Source organism: Pseudomonas sp. 7SR1 (assembly GCF_900156465.1).
In the GTDB taxonomy this organism is placed as follows: domain Bacteria; phylum Pseudomonadota; class Gammaproteobacteria; order Pseudomonadales; family Pseudomonadaceae; genus Aquipseudomonas.
In genome coordinates this window covers 797,351-814,637 of record NZ_LT707064.1, presented here as the reverse complement: position 1 = coordinate 814,637, position 17,287 = coordinate 797,351, and the positions used below count along the sequence as shown (strand labels likewise).

18 protein-coding genes are annotated in these 17,287 nt (G+C 63.6%); 10 read left to right on the top strand and 8 right to left on the bottom strand.

Features of this window, described 5'->3' with window-relative positions:
- Window positions 1–244: 244 nt before the first annotated feature.
- Window positions 245–1,558 (top strand): type VI secretion system Vgr family protein, encoded by a 1,314-nt coding sequence (locus BW992_RS03865; RefSeq protein ID WP_072397817.1) that lies wholly within the window; start codon window positions 245–247, stop codon window positions 1,556–1,558.
- Window positions 1,555–2,352, top strand: coding sequence for a DUF4123 domain-containing protein (locus BW992_RS03860; RefSeq protein WP_072397816.1), 798 nt, complete (start codon window positions 1,555–1,557; stop codon window positions 2,350–2,352). The genes BW992_RS03865 and BW992_RS03860 overlap by 4 nt, the downstream gene beginning before the upstream one ends.
- 4 nt (window positions 2,353–2,356) lie before the next feature.
- Here BW992_RS03860 and BW992_RS03855 read toward each other — a convergent pair whose 3' ends face one another.
- The gene (locus BW992_RS03855) at window positions 2,357–3,706 is read right to left on the bottom strand and encodes an MATE family efflux transporter (RefSeq protein ID WP_072397815.1); all 1,350 of its coding nucleotides are present in this window, start codon (window positions 3,704–3,706) and stop codon (window positions 2,357–2,359) included.
- Between the two features lie 124 nt (window positions 3,707–3,830).
- Complete coding sequence (locus tag BW992_RS03850) at window positions 3,831–4,124, bottom strand: hypothetical protein (RefSeq protein WP_072397814.1); 294 nt, start codon at window positions 4,122–4,124, stop codon at window positions 3,831–3,833.
- Between the two features lie 164 nt (window positions 4,125–4,288).
- Between BW992_RS03850 and BW992_RS03845 the strand changes: the two genes are divergently transcribed.
- The 4 genes from BW992_RS03845 to BW992_RS03830 are packed head-to-tail and all read left to right on the top strand — an operon-like array spanning window position 4,289 to window position 6,548.
- Window positions 4,289–4,594, top strand: a complete 306-nt coding sequence (locus BW992_RS03845; protein WP_072397813.1) for a MazG-like family protein — start codon at window positions 4,289–4,291, stop codon at window positions 4,592–4,594.
- Entirely contained in the window at window positions 4,591–5,340 is a 750-nt protein-coding gene (locus BW992_RS03840; RefSeq protein ID WP_072458606.1) for a methyltransferase domain-containing protein, read from the top strand. The genes BW992_RS03845 and BW992_RS03840 overlap by 4 nt, the downstream gene beginning before the upstream one ends.
- A gap of 12 nt (window positions 5,341–5,352) precedes the next feature.
- Window positions 5,353–5,970 (top strand): DUF4136 domain-containing protein, encoded by a 618-nt coding sequence (locus BW992_RS03835; RefSeq protein ID WP_076405634.1) that lies wholly within the window; start codon window positions 5,353–5,355, stop codon window positions 5,968–5,970.
- 20 nt (window positions 5,971–5,990) lie between these two features.
- Window positions 5,991–6,548 (top strand): DUF4136 domain-containing protein, encoded by a 558-nt coding sequence (locus BW992_RS03830; RefSeq protein ID WP_072397810.1) that lies wholly within the window; start codon window positions 5,991–5,993, stop codon window positions 6,546–6,548.
- A 175-nt stretch (window positions 6,549–6,723) separates the two neighbouring features.
- Here the strand turns inward: BW992_RS03830 and BW992_RS03825 are convergent, their stop codons facing one another.
- Together BW992_RS03825 and BW992_RS03820 are read right to left on the bottom strand one after the other, a co-directional pair.
- The gene (locus BW992_RS03825; protein ID WP_076405632.1) at window positions 6,724–7,578 is read right to left on the bottom strand and encodes a MaoC family dehydratase; all 855 of its coding nucleotides are present in this window, start codon (window positions 7,576–7,578) and stop codon (window positions 6,724–6,726) included.
- 2 nt (window positions 7,579–7,580) lie between these two features.
- Window positions 7,581–8,933, bottom strand: coding sequence for a 3-oxoacyl-ACP reductase (locus BW992_RS03820; protein WP_076405630.1), 1,353 nt, complete (start codon window positions 8,931–8,933; stop codon window positions 7,581–7,583).
- 258 nt (window positions 8,934–9,191) lie between these two features.
- Here BW992_RS03820 and BW992_RS03815 point away from each other — a divergent pair, with 258 nt between their 5' ends.
- On the top strand, window positions 9,192–10,469 hold the full coding sequence (locus BW992_RS03815; RefSeq protein ID WP_072397807.1) for an acetyl-CoA C-acetyltransferase: 1,278 nt from the start codon (window positions 9,192–9,194) through the stop codon (window positions 10,467–10,469).
- On the opposite strand, the gene BW992_RS03810 is transcribed toward BW992_RS03815, so the two are convergent.
- On the bottom strand, window positions 10,456–11,484 hold the full coding sequence (locus BW992_RS03810; RefSeq protein ID WP_072458601.1) for a bile acid:sodium symporter family protein: 1,029 nt from the start codon (window positions 11,482–11,484) through the stop codon (window positions 10,456–10,458). The two genes, BW992_RS03815 and BW992_RS03810, sit on opposite strands and share 14 nt — an antisense overlap.
- A 78-nt stretch (window positions 11,485–11,562) precedes the next feature.
- Between BW992_RS03810 and BW992_RS03805 the strand changes: the two genes are divergently transcribed.
- Both BW992_RS03805 and BW992_RS03800 read left to right on the top strand, forming a co-directional pair.
- Window positions 11,563–12,354, top strand: coding sequence for an AraC family transcriptional regulator (locus BW992_RS03805; protein ID WP_072397805.1), 792 nt, complete (start codon window positions 11,563–11,565; stop codon window positions 12,352–12,354).
- Window positions 12,355–12,566: 212 nt separating this feature from the next.
- Entirely contained in the window at window positions 12,567–13,460 is an 894-nt protein-coding gene (locus tag BW992_RS03800) for a PA4780 family RIO1-like protein kinase (protein WP_072397804.1), read from the top strand.
- 127 nt (window positions 13,461–13,587) lie between these two features.
- Here the strand turns inward: BW992_RS03800 and cueR are convergent, their stop codons facing one another.
- The 3 genes from cueR to BW992_RS03785 all read right to left on the bottom strand — a co-directional run bounded on the left by cueR (window position 13,588) and on the right by BW992_RS03785 (window position 16,931).
- Entirely contained in the window at window positions 13,588–14,001 is a 414-nt protein-coding gene (gene cueR / locus BW992_RS03795) for a Cu(I)-responsive transcriptional regulator (protein ID WP_072397803.1), read from the bottom strand.
- Window positions 14,001–16,382, bottom strand: coding sequence for a heavy metal translocating P-type ATPase (locus BW992_RS03790; protein ID WP_072458600.1), 2,382 nt, complete (start codon window positions 16,380–16,382; stop codon window positions 14,001–14,003). The genes cueR and BW992_RS03790 overlap by 1 nt, the downstream gene beginning before the upstream one ends.
- A 165-nt stretch (window positions 16,383–16,547) precedes the next feature.
- Window positions 16,548–16,931, bottom strand: coding sequence for a hypothetical protein (locus BW992_RS03785; RefSeq protein WP_072397801.1), 384 nt, complete (start codon window positions 16,929–16,931; stop codon window positions 16,548–16,550).
- A 149-nt stretch (window positions 16,932–17,080) separates the two neighbouring features.
- Between BW992_RS03785 and BW992_RS03780 the strand changes: the two genes are divergently transcribed.
- Window positions 17,081–17,278: a heavy-metal-associated domain-containing protein gene (locus tag BW992_RS03780; RefSeq protein ID WP_072397800.1), complete on the top strand. Its 198-nt coding sequence runs from the start codon at window positions 17,081–17,083 to the stop codon at window positions 17,276–17,278.
- Window positions 17,279–17,287: the final 9 nt, after the last annotated feature.

The following is a 17,287-nucleotide window of genomic DNA, read 5'->3' as shown; positions in this document are numbered from 1 at the left end:
CGGCCCCACGACCGATTGGCATCGCCCTTTCGAGCTGTCAGAAAATACGCCGTGTGCTGCGGGGATTTTCGGATAGTCCCGGAGGGCGTTTTTATTTGTGCCGTTGTTATTTCCACACACCGGTCCATTTAACCCGTGCTGTCCTTATTTCATGTAGTCCCTTTCCTAACTTGTACTTGGGCCCTCTACTCGGCCATGGCTCTCAGCGAGAATCCCCGGCCGCCCCTCCTGTAGAGATACGCCGATGTCCGATCCAGCCAACGAGCCACTCTTTCGTCTGGAGATAGCCGGTCTGCCCGAACCCTTTGTCGTGTCGGCCTTCATGGGTAGCGAAGCCATCAACGAGCCGTTCAGCTATGACGTGGAGCTGTTGCCCGGTGATGCCCACCTGGACCTGGCGGCAATGTTGTACCGCAGCGTCTGGTTGAGCTTCGGGGACTCGGGCCGGGGTATCCATGGTCAGCTTCATGAACTTGTGCAACACCGGCATGACGGCGCTTACCGGGTGCGTATCGGGCCGAAGCTGGGGTGCCTCGCGCAACGCTTCAACCAGCGGGTATTCAGCGCTCGCACCGTGCCTCAGATCATCCGCGAGGTGCTCAAGGCCCACGGCATCGGCGGGCACGACCTGTGCCTGGATCTGGAAAAGGATTATCCCCCGCTGGATTACTGTACCCAGTACCGGGAATCGGATCTGCGATTTCTCCAGCGCCTGTGTGCCCAGGCTGGCCTGCATTTCCATTTCGAACACGGGCGCGCAGGACATTGCCTGGTCATTGCGGACGGTTCGCGCAGTTTTTCGCCAGTCCGGGAGGCGAGTTATGGCGCCGGATGCCAGGCCCCTGGCGTCCACCTGTTCAACGTGCAAACCGCCGCTTGCGAGGCGCAGCTCGCCGAGGGCCATAGCGACCTGATGAATCTGCATTGCGGGCAGGCTCTGGTGCTGTCCGCTCATCCGTTCGAGGCCTGGAATCGACGCTGGCTATTGACCCGGGTCGAGCATCGCGGCGATGCCGGTGGGTACGGCAATCACTTTCACGCCGTTGCCGATGGGCAGCCGCTTGCGGCTGACAGGCCTTCGAAGCCGCGCATGCTGGGCCAGCAACGCGGGTGGGTGGCGGCGGTGGACGAGTCAGCGTTGCAGATGGCGGGGCGGGTGGCGGTGCAGTTCGACTGGGTCTACCAAGGCGAGGGAGCCAGCCCCAGTCATTGTTGGTTGCCCCTGGCGCCGGAGCTCGCCGCTTGCGGGCCGGGCGCAATCGATGAAGGGACCGAGGTGCTGGTGAGCTTTATCGAAGGCGACCCGGATCGTCCCATGGTCAGTGCCTTTCTCGGCGGTCGGTTATCCATGCCAATGGAGAATGAGGCGGCTGGGGGAGCCTTCCACGAGCCGGCCAGCTCGTTCGGAGTCGATCCTGTGTTGTTGGCTGCGATCCAGGCGGCCGAGCCGTTGATCCTGTTGTGTCTGTTGCCTGGGGGCGGCAGCTTCAGTCCCTGTGGCCAGCCGGTGTGCACCTGCCGGCTGATCACTCAAGGCGGCGCGAGCTCCGCCCCATGAGTGCTGTCGCCATGTCCGGGTCCACGCCTCAATGGTTGCTGCTCGACCTGCCGGGCGCACCGGGTGCGGCGCGCCTTCTGCACGAGCAGTTCGCAGAGGTTCGGCGTTTTGCCTTGTTCGAGCAGACCGAATGGCATGGGCTTCGGGAGCATGGCCCGCTACTGGTGGACTTGCAGCAATCGCCGGCCCTGGCCGGGCTGTGCCATCTGGATCCGGACGCCTGGCCGGGGTTGCTGCTGGTGAGTGCTTCGCCAGTCGCGCAGTTGCTGGCCCATCTGCGACGAATGCTGGCGGTGACGCTGGGCCTGCATCACAAAGCGTTGCTGAGCTATTACAACCCCCACACCGCCAGCTATTTCTTCGACGGTTGCGACCCGGCCGAACTCAGTTGCTGGCTGGGCCCCATCAGCCTGATGCGCTGGTTCGGCGGAACATGGGCCGACCGGGCCATCGGCAGCCAGGGCTGGCAGCAACTTTCCAATCCCGGTCTACCGGTTGGCGCGTTGGAAAACGAGCATAGCCTCAGCATCCGGCAGCAGAACAAGCTGCAACAGTGCCTGCTGGAACGTCATGCCTGGCAATGGTCGTGCGCCACCCGACGCGATTACCGGGTGCTCTGGGAATACCTGGAGCAAGGATTGAAACTGGGGTTTACCGAACGCGAAGTGCTCGATGGCTGGTTGTGGCTGCGCCTGCAGTACCCCGATGCCCGGCCCGTGCCGGAACTCAGGGGCGAGTCGCAGCACGAGCGTCTGGAATATCTGCGTCGGTCGTGGCAGAACGGCGAAGGCTGAAGCGTCAGTCGGCGCGGGCACCGAGCCAGCGGTCGTGTCGATGCAGATGCCAGGCGAAACCGCCGAGGGTCAGGCTGCGCAGCGACATGAACAGCAGGAAGGTCACCCACAACCCATGGTTGCCCAGGCCTTGCAGCGCCCAGGCGAAGGGCAACACCAGCAGCAGGGTCAGCAGCATGCCGTTGCGCATTTCCCGGGCGCGGGTGGCGCCGATGAACAGGCCGTCGAGCACGTAGCTCCACACCGCGATGAGCGGCAGGAGCGCCAGATAGGGCAAGTAGCGGTAGGCGGTGGTGCGTACGTCGGGGATGTCGGTCTGCATATCGATGAACAGATGCCCGGCAATCAGGAACAGCAGCGCGAATCCGACACTGGCAATCAGCGACCAGCCACAGGCCACCACCAGCGAGCGGCGCAGGGCCAGGCGATCGCCAGCACCGATGGCGTGGCCGCACAGCGCTTCGACGGCATGAGCCAGGCCGTCCAGGGCATGGGCGGTCAACAGCAGCCCATTGAGCAGCAGCGCATTGGCCGCCACCGTCGCGTCTCCCAGCCGCGCGCCCTGGACCGTGATCAGGAAAAAGACCGATTGCAAGGCCAGGCTGCGGATGAAGATGTCCCGGTTCACTGCCAGCAGCGGACGCCAGCTCTGCCAAATTCCCAGGACTGCCCAGGCGATCCGTCCCGGCCAGGCGTGCAGGGTCTGGCGGGCCAGCACCAGGCCCACCAGCGCACCGGTCCACTCCGCCAGCACCGAGGCCCGGGCCGAGCCGATCACGCCCCAGTCCAGGCCGAGCACGAACCACAGGTTCAGGACGATGTTCACCAGGTTGGTGGTCAACAGGATCGCCAGCGGTGCCCGGGCATTCTGCGCCCCCAGGAACCAGCCCACCAGCGCATAGGCGGCCAGCGCCGCCGGCAGGCCGAAAAGCCGGGTATGAAAGAAATCCCGGGTGAGTTGATCGAGTTCCGCCGACGGCTGCATGAAGTGCAGCGCCACGTCGCTCAACGGCACGCCTACCGCGCCGAGCATCACCGCCAATCCCATTGCCAGCAGCAGGCCTTGCAGCAGCACCTGCCGCAACGCCGCCCCGTCCCCGCGTCCGGCAGCCTGGGCCGCGAACCCGGTAGTACCCATGCGCAGGAAGCCCATGGCCCAGGCCAGCACCGTATACAGACTGGCCCCGACCGCCACCGCGCCCAACTGATGCGCATGAGGCAGGTGACCGATGACGGTACTGTCCACCAGCGCCACGAGGGGGACGGAAATATTCGAGAGAATCATCGGCGCAGCCAGTGCCCAGACCCGGCGATGGGTCAGGCGGTCGCGCCAGTCGGTGATCAGGTTGGACATGCGGGCTCCTTGATGGAGCGCGATTGTAGCGGGTTCTTGCGCCGGCGTTCTTCGGGTCACGGGACTCATCGTGGCGCAGGAGCAAGCTTCCTTGCCACGATGCTAACGGGGTAGGGCAAGTGCTTCAGTGGATGATCCAGCTCAGCAACCACAGCCCCAGCACCAGCCAGATGATGCCGAGGATGATCGACGCCCGCATGAAGGCGCGGATCGCCGAATACAGCATCAACAGGCCAAGAATGAGCGCGATGATGCTGATGATCGAGGTGTCCATGCCCAGTGCTCGCGACAGGCCTTCGACGAAGTTGCCGCCGGCATTGGCGAGGGTGTTGAACAGGCCGCTGAGCAGATCGACGATAAAACGGATCATCGAACCGAGTGCCTGGCCGAGCCATTCGAAAAAGCTTTCTACCTGCATGTGTGCATCCTGATGGAAAGAAGTTGGAATCGAGCCGCTGGCCCTGATTGTAGGAGTTGCCCGAGGCCTGGATCGTTCGATTATGAGGCAAATCGCCGCTTCGTACCGAGACGCTTGCCTTCCCCCGTCATCCCCCCGAAGCTATGGGCATTCAGGAGAGCCCGATGAACCTTGTTGAACTGACCGAACGCCTGCACGCCATTCGAGACCGTAACGATTGGCGCCCATTCCACAGCCCGAAAAACCTCGCCATGGCCGCCAGCGTGGAAATGGCCGAGCTGGTAGAGATCTTCCAGTGGCTGACCGAGGACCAGTCGCGTGAACTGCCCGCGGACAAACTGGCCCACGCCGGGCAGGAGATCGGCGATATCGTGTTGTACCTGCTGCTGTTGTGCAGCGAATTGGGCTTGGACATGGATTGCGTCGTGCGTGCCAAGCTGGCCGACAGCGAGCGGCGGTTCGGCCAATGAGCGACCGTCATTTCGATCAGCTCGCCACGCGTTTCGCCGAAAAGATCTATGGAGGGGCCAAAGGCGCGATCCGCCTGGCGGTGCTCCAGGCGGATCTGCTCGAGGCCTTGCCAGAGCGTCCGCTGCGCGTGCTGGACATCGGCGCCGGCCTGGGCCACATGTCGTTGTGGCTGGCCGAGCGAGGCCACCAGGTGACCCTGGCCGAGCCGGCCGAACCCATGATAGAGGGGGCCCGCCAGCGGTTCGCCGAGGCCGGTCGGAGTGCAACCTTCATCCAGGCACCGTGGCAGGACCTGCCCGGTCAGCTCACCGGACCGTATGACCTGGTGCTGTGTCATGCGGTGCTGGAGTGGCTGGCGCAGCCCCATGCGATCCTGCCGGTGCTGCACCAACTGACGGCACCGGGCGGATGGCTGTCCCTGGCGTTCTACAACCGCGATGCACTGGTCTACCGCAACCTGCTCAAGGGCCACTTCCGCAAGTTGCGCAAAAACGACATGGCGGGCGAAAAACAGAGCCTGACCCCGCAACAACCCCTTGATCCGCGGGAATTGGCGGCGCAACTTGAAGGTCTGTGGCAGGTCGAAACCGAGAGTGGGGTGCGGGTTTTCCATGACTACATGCCGGTGGAATTCCAGGCGCGCGCAGAGCTTGCACAGTTGCTGGAAATGGAGCTGGCTCACCGCCGTCATCCGGCGTTCGCCGGGCTGGGACGTTATCTGCACTGGATCTGCCGACCGGTGTGATCGGAGGGCGAGATGAAAGGCCGTTCAGGATTATTGGTGTTGTGCCTGGGGCTGGTGGCCTGCCAGTCCAGCAATCCGTATGTCGCGACGTCCAGGCCGCTGCCCCCGGCGCCTCCCGAAGCCGCCACGGTATTCGATCGTAGCGCCTATCCGGCACCCCCTCGTGACTATGGGCGTTATCGCAGTTGGACCTGGCGCAACGGGCAGTTGCCACCGGGTACCGCCTGGGCGGATTCGGCCCAGGTGGCCGAGGCGGTGAGCAACGCCCTGGACCAAAGAGGGCTGCGGCCGTTGCAGGACAACCGTGCAGCCGACCTGTTCGTCAGTGCCAGTCTCCATCTGGAGACCCGCGTGCGTCAGGTCCGGGACGACTACGACACGGGGTATTACGGTGGCTACAACCGCTATCACGGCTACGGTCCAGGCTATGGCATGTATCACACGGTACCGATAGTGCGCACGTATCAGGAGCAGGTCGTGGTGGTCCGGTTGGACTTGTTCGATGCCCGCACGGGCCAGCCCGTGTGGAGTTCCAGTGCCGAAACCAGCCAGCGCGGCACACAGGGCGAACGCACCGATGCCATTCGCGAAGCGGTGGAAAAAGCCCTGTCGGCTTATCCGCCAAGTTGATCATGTAACGGAGAAAAACCATGTTTCGCCGTCTCGTTCTACTGGCTTTTGCTGCACTGCTTGGCGCTTGTGCGGGCACCCAGGTCAATCATGACTTCGACACCAGCCGCGATTTCGCGGCCTACCGAAGCTGGAGCTGGAAAGAACCGGCGCTGCAATACCGCCCTGACGATCCGCGGATAAAAAGTGACCTGACCGAACAGCGGATCCGCCAGGCCGTGGCCGATCAGCTCGACCAGCGCGGCCTGCGTCCGGCTCCTGCCGGTGGGCGAGGCGATGTGCAGGTCCAGGCCTACCTGATCGTGGAAGACCGTCAACAGCAGGTCACCACGAGCTACGGTGGCGGTTGGGGGAGTCCATGGTATGGCTATGGAGGAGGCCCGATGTACAACGAAACCCGCAACATCAGCTATAAGGTCGCCACGGTGCAGGTCGACCTGCTCGATGGCAAGGACGGCAAGCTGGTATGGCGGGGCAGTGACGAGCAACTGCTCAGCACCTCGCCCAACCCGGCCGACCGTAGCGCGGCGGTACGTGAAACCGTGGCGCGGATCCTGTCCAATTACCCGCCGCGATGATTGGCTGGTGGTGGACCGGATGTCGGACGCGCAAACACAGTCTCGCCTGGCATAGGGTCAGGCTGGTGCAACGTCTTCGCGCAAGCCCGCTTTTCCGAGCGACCAGGATTGGACGCCGCCCCGAAAACGTCCGTGTGGCGGGTGTGCCGGGGTAGGTCTATTGGTCTGGGACCGTTCAGACAACTGGCCGCCAACTCCCCACCATATGTTCCAACTCACCCGATCCCACCAATTGCAAATCGCCGCTGGACCCTGCGGCGCTCGCCAGCAACGTCACTTCGCTGGGCAGGCGCACCGGTTTCTTGAAGGTCACCTCGATTTCCACATTGGCTTTGGGCAAGCGATCGTCCAGGGCCGCCAGGGTCCGGGCTTTGTTCCACAGCCCATGGGCGATGGCCGTGGGGAAACCGAACAGCCGGGCGCTGATGCCGCTCAGGTGGATCGGGTTGTAATCGCCGGAGACCTTGGCGTACTGCCGGCCAATGTCGGCGGGAGCGGCCCAGTGCGCCACCTCGGTCAATGCCGGGGTATCCGGTAAAGGTGGCTCTACCAGTGCGCCATCCAGTTGCACACCCTTGCAGAGCATCTCGCTCTCGGCCTCCCACAAGGGGCCCAGTTGATCGTCGAGACAGGTCACCAGGCTGAATACCGCGCCCTTGGGGTGAGGGCGCAGGTTTTCCACATGGACACTGGCCCTCGCCTGGCTGACGCCGCCCATGGGACGCAGCACCCGGATGCGGTTGCTCAGGTGGATCAGCCCCAGCAGCGGGAAGGGGAAGTGGCTGGCGGTGAGCAGTTGCATCTGCAAGGGGAACGCCAGCACATGAGGATAGGTCGGCGGCAACAGTCCGTTTTCGACGAAGCCGCAGACCTTGCGGTAGGCCGCCAGGCGTTGTTGATCGACCTGAAGCACCTGGCGCAGTCCGTCGCCCGGCAAGGTCGTTCCAGTGACCTTGCGTCGTGTCGCGGCTTTTGTGTAGAGCCCGGACATGTTCGGTGCGCTGCTGACTTCATGCCATTGAGTCGTCATGGTCATGCTCCCAGCAGGCTCTGCCCACATACCCGCAATGCCTGGCCGGTGACGGCCCCGGTGCCCGGTTGTGCGAGCCAGGCCACGGCTTCGGCGACATCCTGGGGCAGCCCGCCCTGGCCCAGGGAACTCATGCGTCGCCCGGCTTCGCGCAGGGCGAAGGGGATTTCGGCGGTCATGCGGGTTTCGATGAAACCCGGGGCCACGGCGTTGATGCTGATCCCTCGTGTCTTCAAGACCGGGGCCCAGGCCTGGGCCAGGCCGATCAGCCCGGCCTTGCTGGCCGCATAGTTGGTCTGGCCGCGATTGCCGGCGATGCCGCTGATGGACGCCAGCAGGATTACCCGGCCATTGTCCCGCAGGGTGCCGCTGTCGAGCAGGGCCTTGGTCAGCACTTGCGGTGCGTTGAGGTTGACCGCCAGCACGGCGTCCCAGAATTCCGGGGTCATGTTGGCCAGGGTCTTGTCCCGGGTGATGCCGGCGTTGTGCACCACGATATCGACGCCATCGGGTAAGTGTTCGATCAATTGGGCGGCGGCCTCTTCGGCGCAGATATCCAGCGTGACGCTACGCCCGCCCAGGCGTGCCGCCAAGGCGTCGAGATCGGTCTTGGCGGGCGGGACGTCCAGCAGGATCACATCGGCGCCGTCACGGGCCAGGGTCTCGGCGATGGACGCGCCGATTCCACGGGCGGCGCCGGTGACCAGCGCCTTGAGCCCCGTGAGTGGCCGGGTCCAGTCCTGGACCTGGGTCTCGCAGGCCTGGAGGCGGATCACTTGCCCGGAAATGTAAGCGCTCTTGGGTGACAGGAAGAACCGCAGCGCGCCCTCCAACTGGGCTTCGGCACCGTCGCCGACATACAGCAGTTGCAAGGTGCCGCCGTGACGCAGCTCCTTGGCCAGTGACCGGCTGAACCCCTCCAGCGCCCGTTGCGCACTGGCGGCGAACGGCTCGCCGAGGCTTTCCGGGGCGCGCCCGAGGATGACGACATGGGCGCTGTGGTCGAAGTTCTTCATCAGCGGCTGGAAGAACTCCCGCAGTTGCTTGAGTTGATCCACCTGGACCAGATGACTGGCGTCGTACACCACGGCCTTGATTTTCGGACCATGGCCGGGGATCCACTCGGTGGCCAGCGTCGGCTCGCCCCCGTAGACGAAAATCGCGTCGGTCAGGCGTTTGGCGAACGCACCGACCTGTTCGGTCAGTGGGCCACCACCCAGCAGCAGCGCGCCCTCGATCGGCCGCAGCCGACCGGCCTGCCAGCGCTCCAGGCGTACCGGCGAGGGCAAGCCGAGCGCCCCCACCAGGCGCAGGCCAAGGGCCGAGTTGGCGAAGTCGATATAACGGTCAGACATGGAACACTCTCCGGCTGATGAGCTTCCAAGTGTGGACCATGATTGGCAATCGGTCGTTCGATCGACCAAATAAAGCCTAGGCTTGAGTGTCGAAAGTGCCAGGGCAACGAGCATGCAGTGCAGCAAAAGGCCTGTCTGATCGCAGCTCGGCGACTTTTCGTATAAAGCCTAAGCTGGGCTGATGTGGGAGCGAGCCTGCTCGCGATACAGCGCCTGTGGTTTTATCCGGGCACATCCGAACATACACGGGGGTTCTTCATGACACAGCCACGCCGCGTCGCCATCATCGGTGGAAACCGCATTCCCTTCGCCCGTTCCAACGGGCCTTACGCCACCGCCAGCAACCAGGCGATGCTGACAGCCGCCCTCGAGGGGCTGATCGAGCGCTATAACCTGCATGGCTTGCGCCTCGGCGAAGTGGCTGCCGGGGCGGTGCTCAAGCACTCCCGGGACATGAACCTGACCCGCGAATGCGTGCTGGGCTCGAGACTGTCTCCCAGCACCCCGGCCTACGATGTGCAACAGGCCTGCGGCACAGGGCTGGAGACCGTGTTGCTGGTGGCCAACAAGATTGCCCTTGGCCAGATCGACAGCGCTATCGCCGGTGGCGTGGACACCACCTCGGATGCTCCGATTGCCGTCAACGAAGGGCTGCGCAAGATCCTGCTGCAAGCCAATCGAGCCAAGAGCACCGCCGACAAGCTCAAGACCTTCCTGCAACTGCGTCCCCGTCATCTGATCCCCGACCTGCCTCGCATCAATGAGCCGCGCACGGGCCTGAGCATGGGCCAGCATTGCGAACTCATGGCCCAGACCTGGCAGGTTTCCCGAGAGGACCAGGATCAGTTGGCCTTGGAAAGTCATCAGAAAATGGCCGCGTCCTACGCCCAGGGCTGGCAGAACGATCTGATGACGCCGTTTCTCGGTTTGACCCGGGACAACAATCTGCGCCCGGACCTGACCCTGGAAAAGCTTGCCTCTCTCAAACCGGCTTTCGAAAAAAGCGCCAGGGGGACGCTGACCGCTGGCAATTCCACGCCGCTGACCGACGGCGCTTCGCTGGTGTTGCTGGGCAGTGAAGAATGGGCCAGGGCCCGGGGACTGCCGATTTTGGCGTATCTGCGTGACGGCGAAACCGCGGCGGTGGATTTCGTCAACGGTGCCGAAGGGTTGCTCATGGCTCCAGCCTATGCGGTACCGCGGCTGCTGGCGCGCAACGGCCTGACTCTGCAGGATTTCGATTACTACGAAATCCACGAAGCATTCGCCGCCCAGGTGTTATGCACCCTCAAGGCCTGGGAGGATGCGGACTATTGCCAGACCCGCCTGGGCCTCGACGCCCCGCTCGGTGCCCTGGACCGCAGCCGACTGAATGTGAAGGGCAGTTCCCTGGCCGCCGGGCATCCGTTTGCCGCCACGGGCGGGCGAATCGTCGCCAACCTCGCCAAGCTGCTGGATGCCGCGGGCAGGGGACGAGGGCTGATTTCCATCTGCGCAGCGGCCGGCCAGGGCGTGACGGCCATCATCGAGCGTTGAGCACTGCCTTGGCTGGCTGGGTGGCCGAGACCCGCCGGCGGCTTGCATAGCGCTCGGCCAGGATCGAGCAAACGATCAGCTGCAGCGGGTGGTAGATCATGATCGGCAACAGGATCAGTCCCAGGCCGGGATGGTCGCCGAAGATCAGCGCCGCCATCGGGACGCCGGCGGCCAGGGACTTCTTGCTGGCACAGAACACCGCGGCGATTTCATCGGCATTGCTGAACCGCAGGGCACGGGCGGTGCGAGTGGTGGTCCACAGAATGACTGCCAGCAGCACGGTGCTGCCCAGTACGGCGCTGAGCAGCACGCCATGGCCTTGCTGCTGCCAGATCCCGGACACCATGGAATTGCAGAACGCTGCATAGACCAGCAGCAGGATCACCAGCTTGTCGATGATGGCGGTGTAGCGCTTGTAGCGGCCGAAGAACCCGGCCAGCCAGCGCCGCAGGAACTGCCCGAGCACCAGCGGCAGGAGCAGCATCAGGCAGAGATCCAGCAGCGTGGAGCCCAGGTCGATACCCCCGGCGCCCCGCCCGACGACGAAGCTGACCAGCAGTGGCGTAAGAAAAATCCCCAGCACACTGGACAGGCTCGCGTTGAGAATCGCCGCCGGGACGTTGCCGCCTGCGCTACCGGTCAGGGCCACGGAAGAGGAAATGGTCGAGGGCAGGGCGCACAGGTATAGGAACCCCAGCATCAGCAGTGGCGGAACATGGCTGCCCAGCAATGCATTGCAGGCCAGCCAGATCAGTGGGAATACCGCGAAGGTGAAGACCTGCACCATCAGGTGCAGCCGGATATTTTTCAGGCCATGACGGACCTGCTCGCCGGACAGGTTCACCCCGTGCAGGAAGAACACTACGAAGATGCCGATATTGACGACCCATTCGGCATGCATTGCGCCACCGGTGGCGCCGAAAGTGGGAAAAAAGTACGCCAGCAATGTGGCGAGCAGCATGCCGCACAGGAACCAGTCGGTCACCATGCGCTTGAGGTGTCTGAAGATTGCCATAGTGCACCACAGTTGTAGGAAACGATGACTTAGCCTAACGTCGGCCCCTGCCACCGTCTTGCGACATAAGGCCATTCAATGCCGACTAACGGACACCAGCAGCTGGAACGCCGCATTCCCGACCTGATTCAGTTGCCCAGGCCGCTGTACGCCCGTGTCGAAAGCTTGAACGCCGGTTCATGGACGCAGGCCCATCGGCATGACTGGGTGCAGTTTTCCTATGCCATCAGCGGTGTCCTGGGGGTGCATACCGCCGCTGGCAGTTTCTTCGCCCCGCCGCAATGGGGCATCTGGATCCCGGCGGACCTGGAACATCAGGTCGTGACCTCCACCCGGGCGGAAATGCGCAGCCTGTATGTCCATCGCGACGCCTGCCCCTGGGCCGATGGCCATTGTCGGGTGCTGGAAGTCACGCCGCTGGCCCGGGAACTGATCAAGGTGTTCTGCCAGTGGCCGGCCGATTATCCCCAGGGAGACACGCCGCAGGAGCGGCTGGTGCAGGTGCTGCTGGACCAGTTGGCAACGTTGCCGGAAGTGGAATTCTCCCTGCCGCTGCCCCGTCACGTGCGTTTGCTGGGATTGTGCAACGAACTGATCGGGCAGCCCGAACGGAACGCCACCCTGCAGGCCTGGTCCGAACGCCTGGGCATGTCGGAAAAGACCTTGATGCGTCTGTTCCAGCGTGAGACCGGTCTGAGCTTCCGAGCCTGGCGACAGCGCATGCGGTTGTTGTCGTCCCTGGGGTCGCTGGAAGAGGGGGACAGCGTGACCGGCGCGGCGTTGTCGTGTGGGTATGATTCCACCTCCGCTTTCATTGCGGCATTCAAGACCATGTTCGGGTTCACGCCGGGCGAGTTGTTCAAGCGTTGAGCCTGGCGAGGGTTGTCAGTTCTTGTCGCAATAACCAGGGCATCGCTTGGCAACACCGGTACTGCTCTCGGCTATGATTCGACTCTGTCGATATCGGCACATTGTGTGCATTGCCTCTACACAGGTCGGCAACCCCTCCCCGTGGAGGTTGTATTGCCGTATAACGGCTGTCATTCGCGTGTTTGGTCACAAAGGACCCAGAATAAAAGCTGATGAAGACTCCAAAACGCATTGAACCCCTGATCGAGGACGGTCTGGTCGACGAGGTGCTGCGCCCACTCATGAGTGGTAAAGAAGCAGCTGTTTATGTGGTGCGCTGTGGCAATGAGCTACGTTGCGCCAAGGTCTACAAGGAGGCGAACAAGCGAAGTTTCCGTCAGGCCGCCGAATACCAGGAGGGCCGCAAGGTGCGCAACAGCCGCCAGGCCCGGGCCATGGCGAAGGGCTCCAAGTTCGGACGCAAGGAAACTGAAGACGCCTGGCAGAACGCCGAAGTGGCGGCGCTGTTCCGCCTGGCCAATGCCGGGGTACGCGTGCCCAAGCCGTACGACTTCCTCGAGGGCGTGCTGTTGATGGAGTTGGTGGCTGACGAGTACGGCGACGCAGCCCCACGGCTGAACGATGTGGTACTGGAGCCAGAACAGGCCCGTGAGTACCACGCGTTTCTGATCTCCCAGATCGTGCTGATGCTGTGTACCGGACTGGTGCACGGGGACCTGTCGGAGTTCAACGTGCTGCTCGCGCCGACCGGTCCGGTGATCATCGACTTGCCACAGGCCGTGGATGCCGCCGGTAACAACCATGCCTTCAGCATGCTGGAGCGGGACGTAGGCAACATGGCGTCCTATTTCGGCCGGTTCGCCCCGGAGCTCAAGCGCACCCGATATGCCAAGGAGATGTGGGCGCTTTACGAGGCCGGCACCTTGCATCCTGGCAGCGTATTGACCGGTGAGTTCGCTGAGCCGGAGCAACTGGCGGATGTGGGTGGGGTCATGCGCGAGATCGAGGCCGCCCGTCGGGAAGAAGAACGTCGCCAGGCCCTGCGTGCGGCCGAGGATGCACCGCCTGGCAAGGCCGAAGAGCCGCCTCCGCCCTGGATGCAGTGATTCGGTTGCTCGAGCTCTGTGGGAGCGAGTCAGTTCGCGGTGATGCCGGATGTATCGGCATCGTCGGTGCCGGTTCGCTCCCGCATTGATGTCCTGGGGGCATTCAAATCCTCAAGGGGAGGCGGATCTAGGCATCCGCGGTCTTTTCGCAGCACCCCGATGCCAGCTCCTTGAGAATCGGGCAGTCCGGGCGGTGATCGCCGTGACAGTGCTCCACCAGGTCCTGAAGGGTGTCGCGCAACCCGGCCAGCTCACGAATTTTCTGGTTCAGTTCGTCGATGTGCTGTCGCGCCAAGGCCTTCACATCGGCGCTGGCCCGTTGTCGGTCCTGCCAGAGGGTCAACAGTTTGCCGACTTCTTCCAGGGAAAACCCCAGATCCCTGGAGCGCTTGATGAACGCCAGGGTGTGCAGGTCTTCGGTGCCGTAGATCCGGTAGCCGCTGTCGGTTCGATGGGCGGCCTTGAGCAGGCCGATGGCTTCGTAATACCGGATCATCTTCGCGCTCAGGCCGCTTTGGCGGGCCGCTTGGCCGATGTTCATCACTTGTCCTCCAGGTGCCCGGGTGTCCAGAATTTCAACAGCAGCGCATTGCTCACCACGCTGACGCTCGACAGCGCCATGGCGGCGCCGGCCAATACGGGGTTGAGCAAGCCGAATGCCGCCAGCGGAATGCCGATCAGGTTATAGACAAAGGCCCAGAACAGGTTCTGGCGGATCTTGGCGTAGGTCTTGCGGCTGATGTCCAGAGCCGCCGGCACGAGCCGTGGATCACCGCGCATGAGGGTAATGCCGGCGGCGTGCATGGCCACGTCGGTACCGCCGCCCATGGCGATACCGATGTCCGCGGCGGCCAGGGCCGGGGCGTCGTTGATCCCGTCGCCGACCATGGCCACCACGGCGTTTTTCTTCAATTCAACGACGATGGCGGACTTGTCTCCCGGCAGCACTTCGGCATGCACATTGGCGATACCCAGCGCCTCGGAAACCGCTCGGGCGCTGCCCCGGTTATCGCCGGTGAGCAGGTGACTGGTGATATGCCGTGCGTCCAGCGCCTGCACAGCCGCCAGAGCACCAGGCTTGAGGGTGTCACCGAACGCGAACAGGCCCAGCACGCGGGGCGTGGCGTTCTGTTCGACCAGCCAGGACAGAGTCCGGCCTTCGGTTTCCCAGGCCTGGGCCGACTCGGCCAGCGATCCGGGGGCCAGGCCCAGTTCGTCCAGCAGGCGACGATTGCCCAGGGCCAGGCGCCGACCATCGAGGCTGCCGGCGATGCCGCGTCCGGCCAGGGCCTGGCTGTCGCTGACGTTCGGCACATCCAGGCCACGCTCGGCACAAGCGTCCAGCACTGCTTTGGCCAGGGGATGTTCGCTGCCGCGTTGCAGGGCACCAGCCAGTTGCAACAAGGTAGCCTCGTCGCCGTCGAGGGCCGCCAGGTGGGCGATTCGTGGTGTGCCGGAGGTGAGGGTACCGGTCTTGTCGAAGACCACCGAGCTGACTTCATGGGCGCGCTCCAGAGCCTCGGCATCCTTGATCAGAATCCCGTGGCGCGCCGCCACGCCGGTACCGGCCATGATTGCTGTAGGTGTCGCCAGGCCCAGGGCGCAAGGGCAGGCGATCACCAGTACGGCGACGGCATTGATCAATGCCGTCTCCAGCGGCGCCCCATACAGCCACCAGCCCGCCAGGGTGGCCAGGGCCAGCACCAGCACCACGGGCACGAATACCTGGCTGACCTTATCCACCAGTTTCTGGATGGGGGCCTTGGCCGCTTGGGCGTCTTCCACCAGGCGGATGATGCGCGCCAGGACTGTCTCGGTACCCAGGGCCCGTGTGCGTACCAACAGGCGGCCTTCGCCATTGATGGCGCCGCCGGTGACCTTGTCGCCGGGCTGTTTGGGGACCGGCAGGCTCTCGCCGCTGATCAACGCCTCGTCGGCATGACTTTGTCCCTCCAGGACTTCACCGTCCACTGGAAAGCGCTCTCCAGGCTTGACCAGCACCACGTCATCGAGGCGCAGGGCACTGATGGCGACGTCCCGTTCCTGGCCGTCGATCACCTGCGTTGCCCGTTCCGGGCGCAGGGCTTCGAGGGCGCGAATGGCGCTGGCGGTCTGGCGCTTGGCACGGCTCTCCAGATATTTGCCCAGCAATACCAGGGCAATCACCACCGCCGAAGCCTCGAAATACAGATGCGACGAACCGGCGAGCACCCATTCATAGATACTCAGGCCGTAGCCGGCGCTGGTGCCCAGGGCCACCAGCAGGTCCATGTTCCCCGCCCCAGCACGCACTGCCTTGAAGGCCGCGACATAAAAACGCGCCCCGAAAATGAACTGGACCGGCGTCGCCAGGACGAACTGCACCCAGGCCGGGAGCATCCAGTGCACGCCGAATGGCTGCAACAGCATCGGCAGCACCAGCGGCAACGACAGCATGATCGCCAGTATCAGCACCAGGCGTTCTCGGTCCAGCCGACGGATCTGGCTGTCCTGGGGGGGCTCGGCCTGCCAGACGCTGGCGTCGTAACCGGCACGCTTGACTGCGTCGATCAGGGCTTGCGAATCGACCTGGCCGAGCAATTGAAGGTGGGCGCGCTCGTTGGCCAGGTTGACACTGACGCGGTTCACGCCGGGGACTTTGCCCAGGGCGCGTTCGACCCGGCCGACGCATGAGGCGCAGGTCATCCCTTCGATCTTCAGTTCAAGGGTCTGGACGGGCACGCTGTAGCCGGCGTGTTCGACGGCCTGCATCAAGGCCGGCAGGCTCTGTGCCGGGGCCTCGACCCGGGCCTGTTCCGTCGCCAGGTTCACGCTGACGGCGCGGGTGCCGGCGACTTTGCTCAACGCCCGCTCGACCCGACCGGCGCAACTGGCGCAGGTCATGCCGGCGATCGGCAGATTGAACGTGGTGGATTCGGACATTGGTCAGGCTCCCTGTAGTGAATGACTACAGGATCAACCTTGCCATGCTGGCAAGGTCAAGAGCCAGTTCAAACTATCCAGTCATCTGGAAGCGAGCGGCTGAAGGCGCGACCCTATCGCGAGCTGGCTCGCGCCTGCAGGCAGCGCTTCATTCGATCCTGGGGATCAATAACCCAGCGTTGCCTGCTTGAGGTACATGCCTTGCTGATTGGCGGCTATACGGAACTTCAGAATGTCCCCGGCCTTGAGGGTGACGTCTTGCGAGCCTGGCGCGAGCATGCCTGGACTGCATCCCGGCACCTGGCCTGGCAGTAGTTTCAGACGCAAGGAGAATCGTCCTGGCGGCAGGTTGAAGGAGGTACTCGTTTCCTGAAACAGCCTGGCCGTGAGTTGGTCGTCGATATAGATGCCAATCTCGCAGGAAGTCGGTACTTCCAGGCGCTCGCGGGAAATGATCAGCACGCCGTAGTCTTCGCCGGCGGCCGAAGCCTGGGGAACCACTGCTGACAAACCGAGCATGCAAAACAGGCTGAACGCTGACCAGCGCATGACTGAACCTCCGGTGTGAAATCCTTGATGTGTGCAGCTTGGCTGAGCGCGTTGCCGATTGCCAGCCCGGCAGTTTTCGCCAGAACTTGACCTTGCCATGATGGCAAGCTTGAAACTGCCGACAACCTCAACTGCCTAGGAGTCATTTCATGCAAACACTCAATGTCCAGGGAATGTCCTGCGGTCATTGCGTCAGGGCCATCACCCAGGCTGTACAGGCCAGGGATCCATCCGCCGACGTGCAGGTGGACCTCGGCGCCAAGACGGTACGGGTCCAGAGTTCCTTGCCGGTCGAGACGCTGGTCGAGGCCATCCAGGAGGAGGGGTACGAGGTCACTCCCGCCTGAATTATTTTT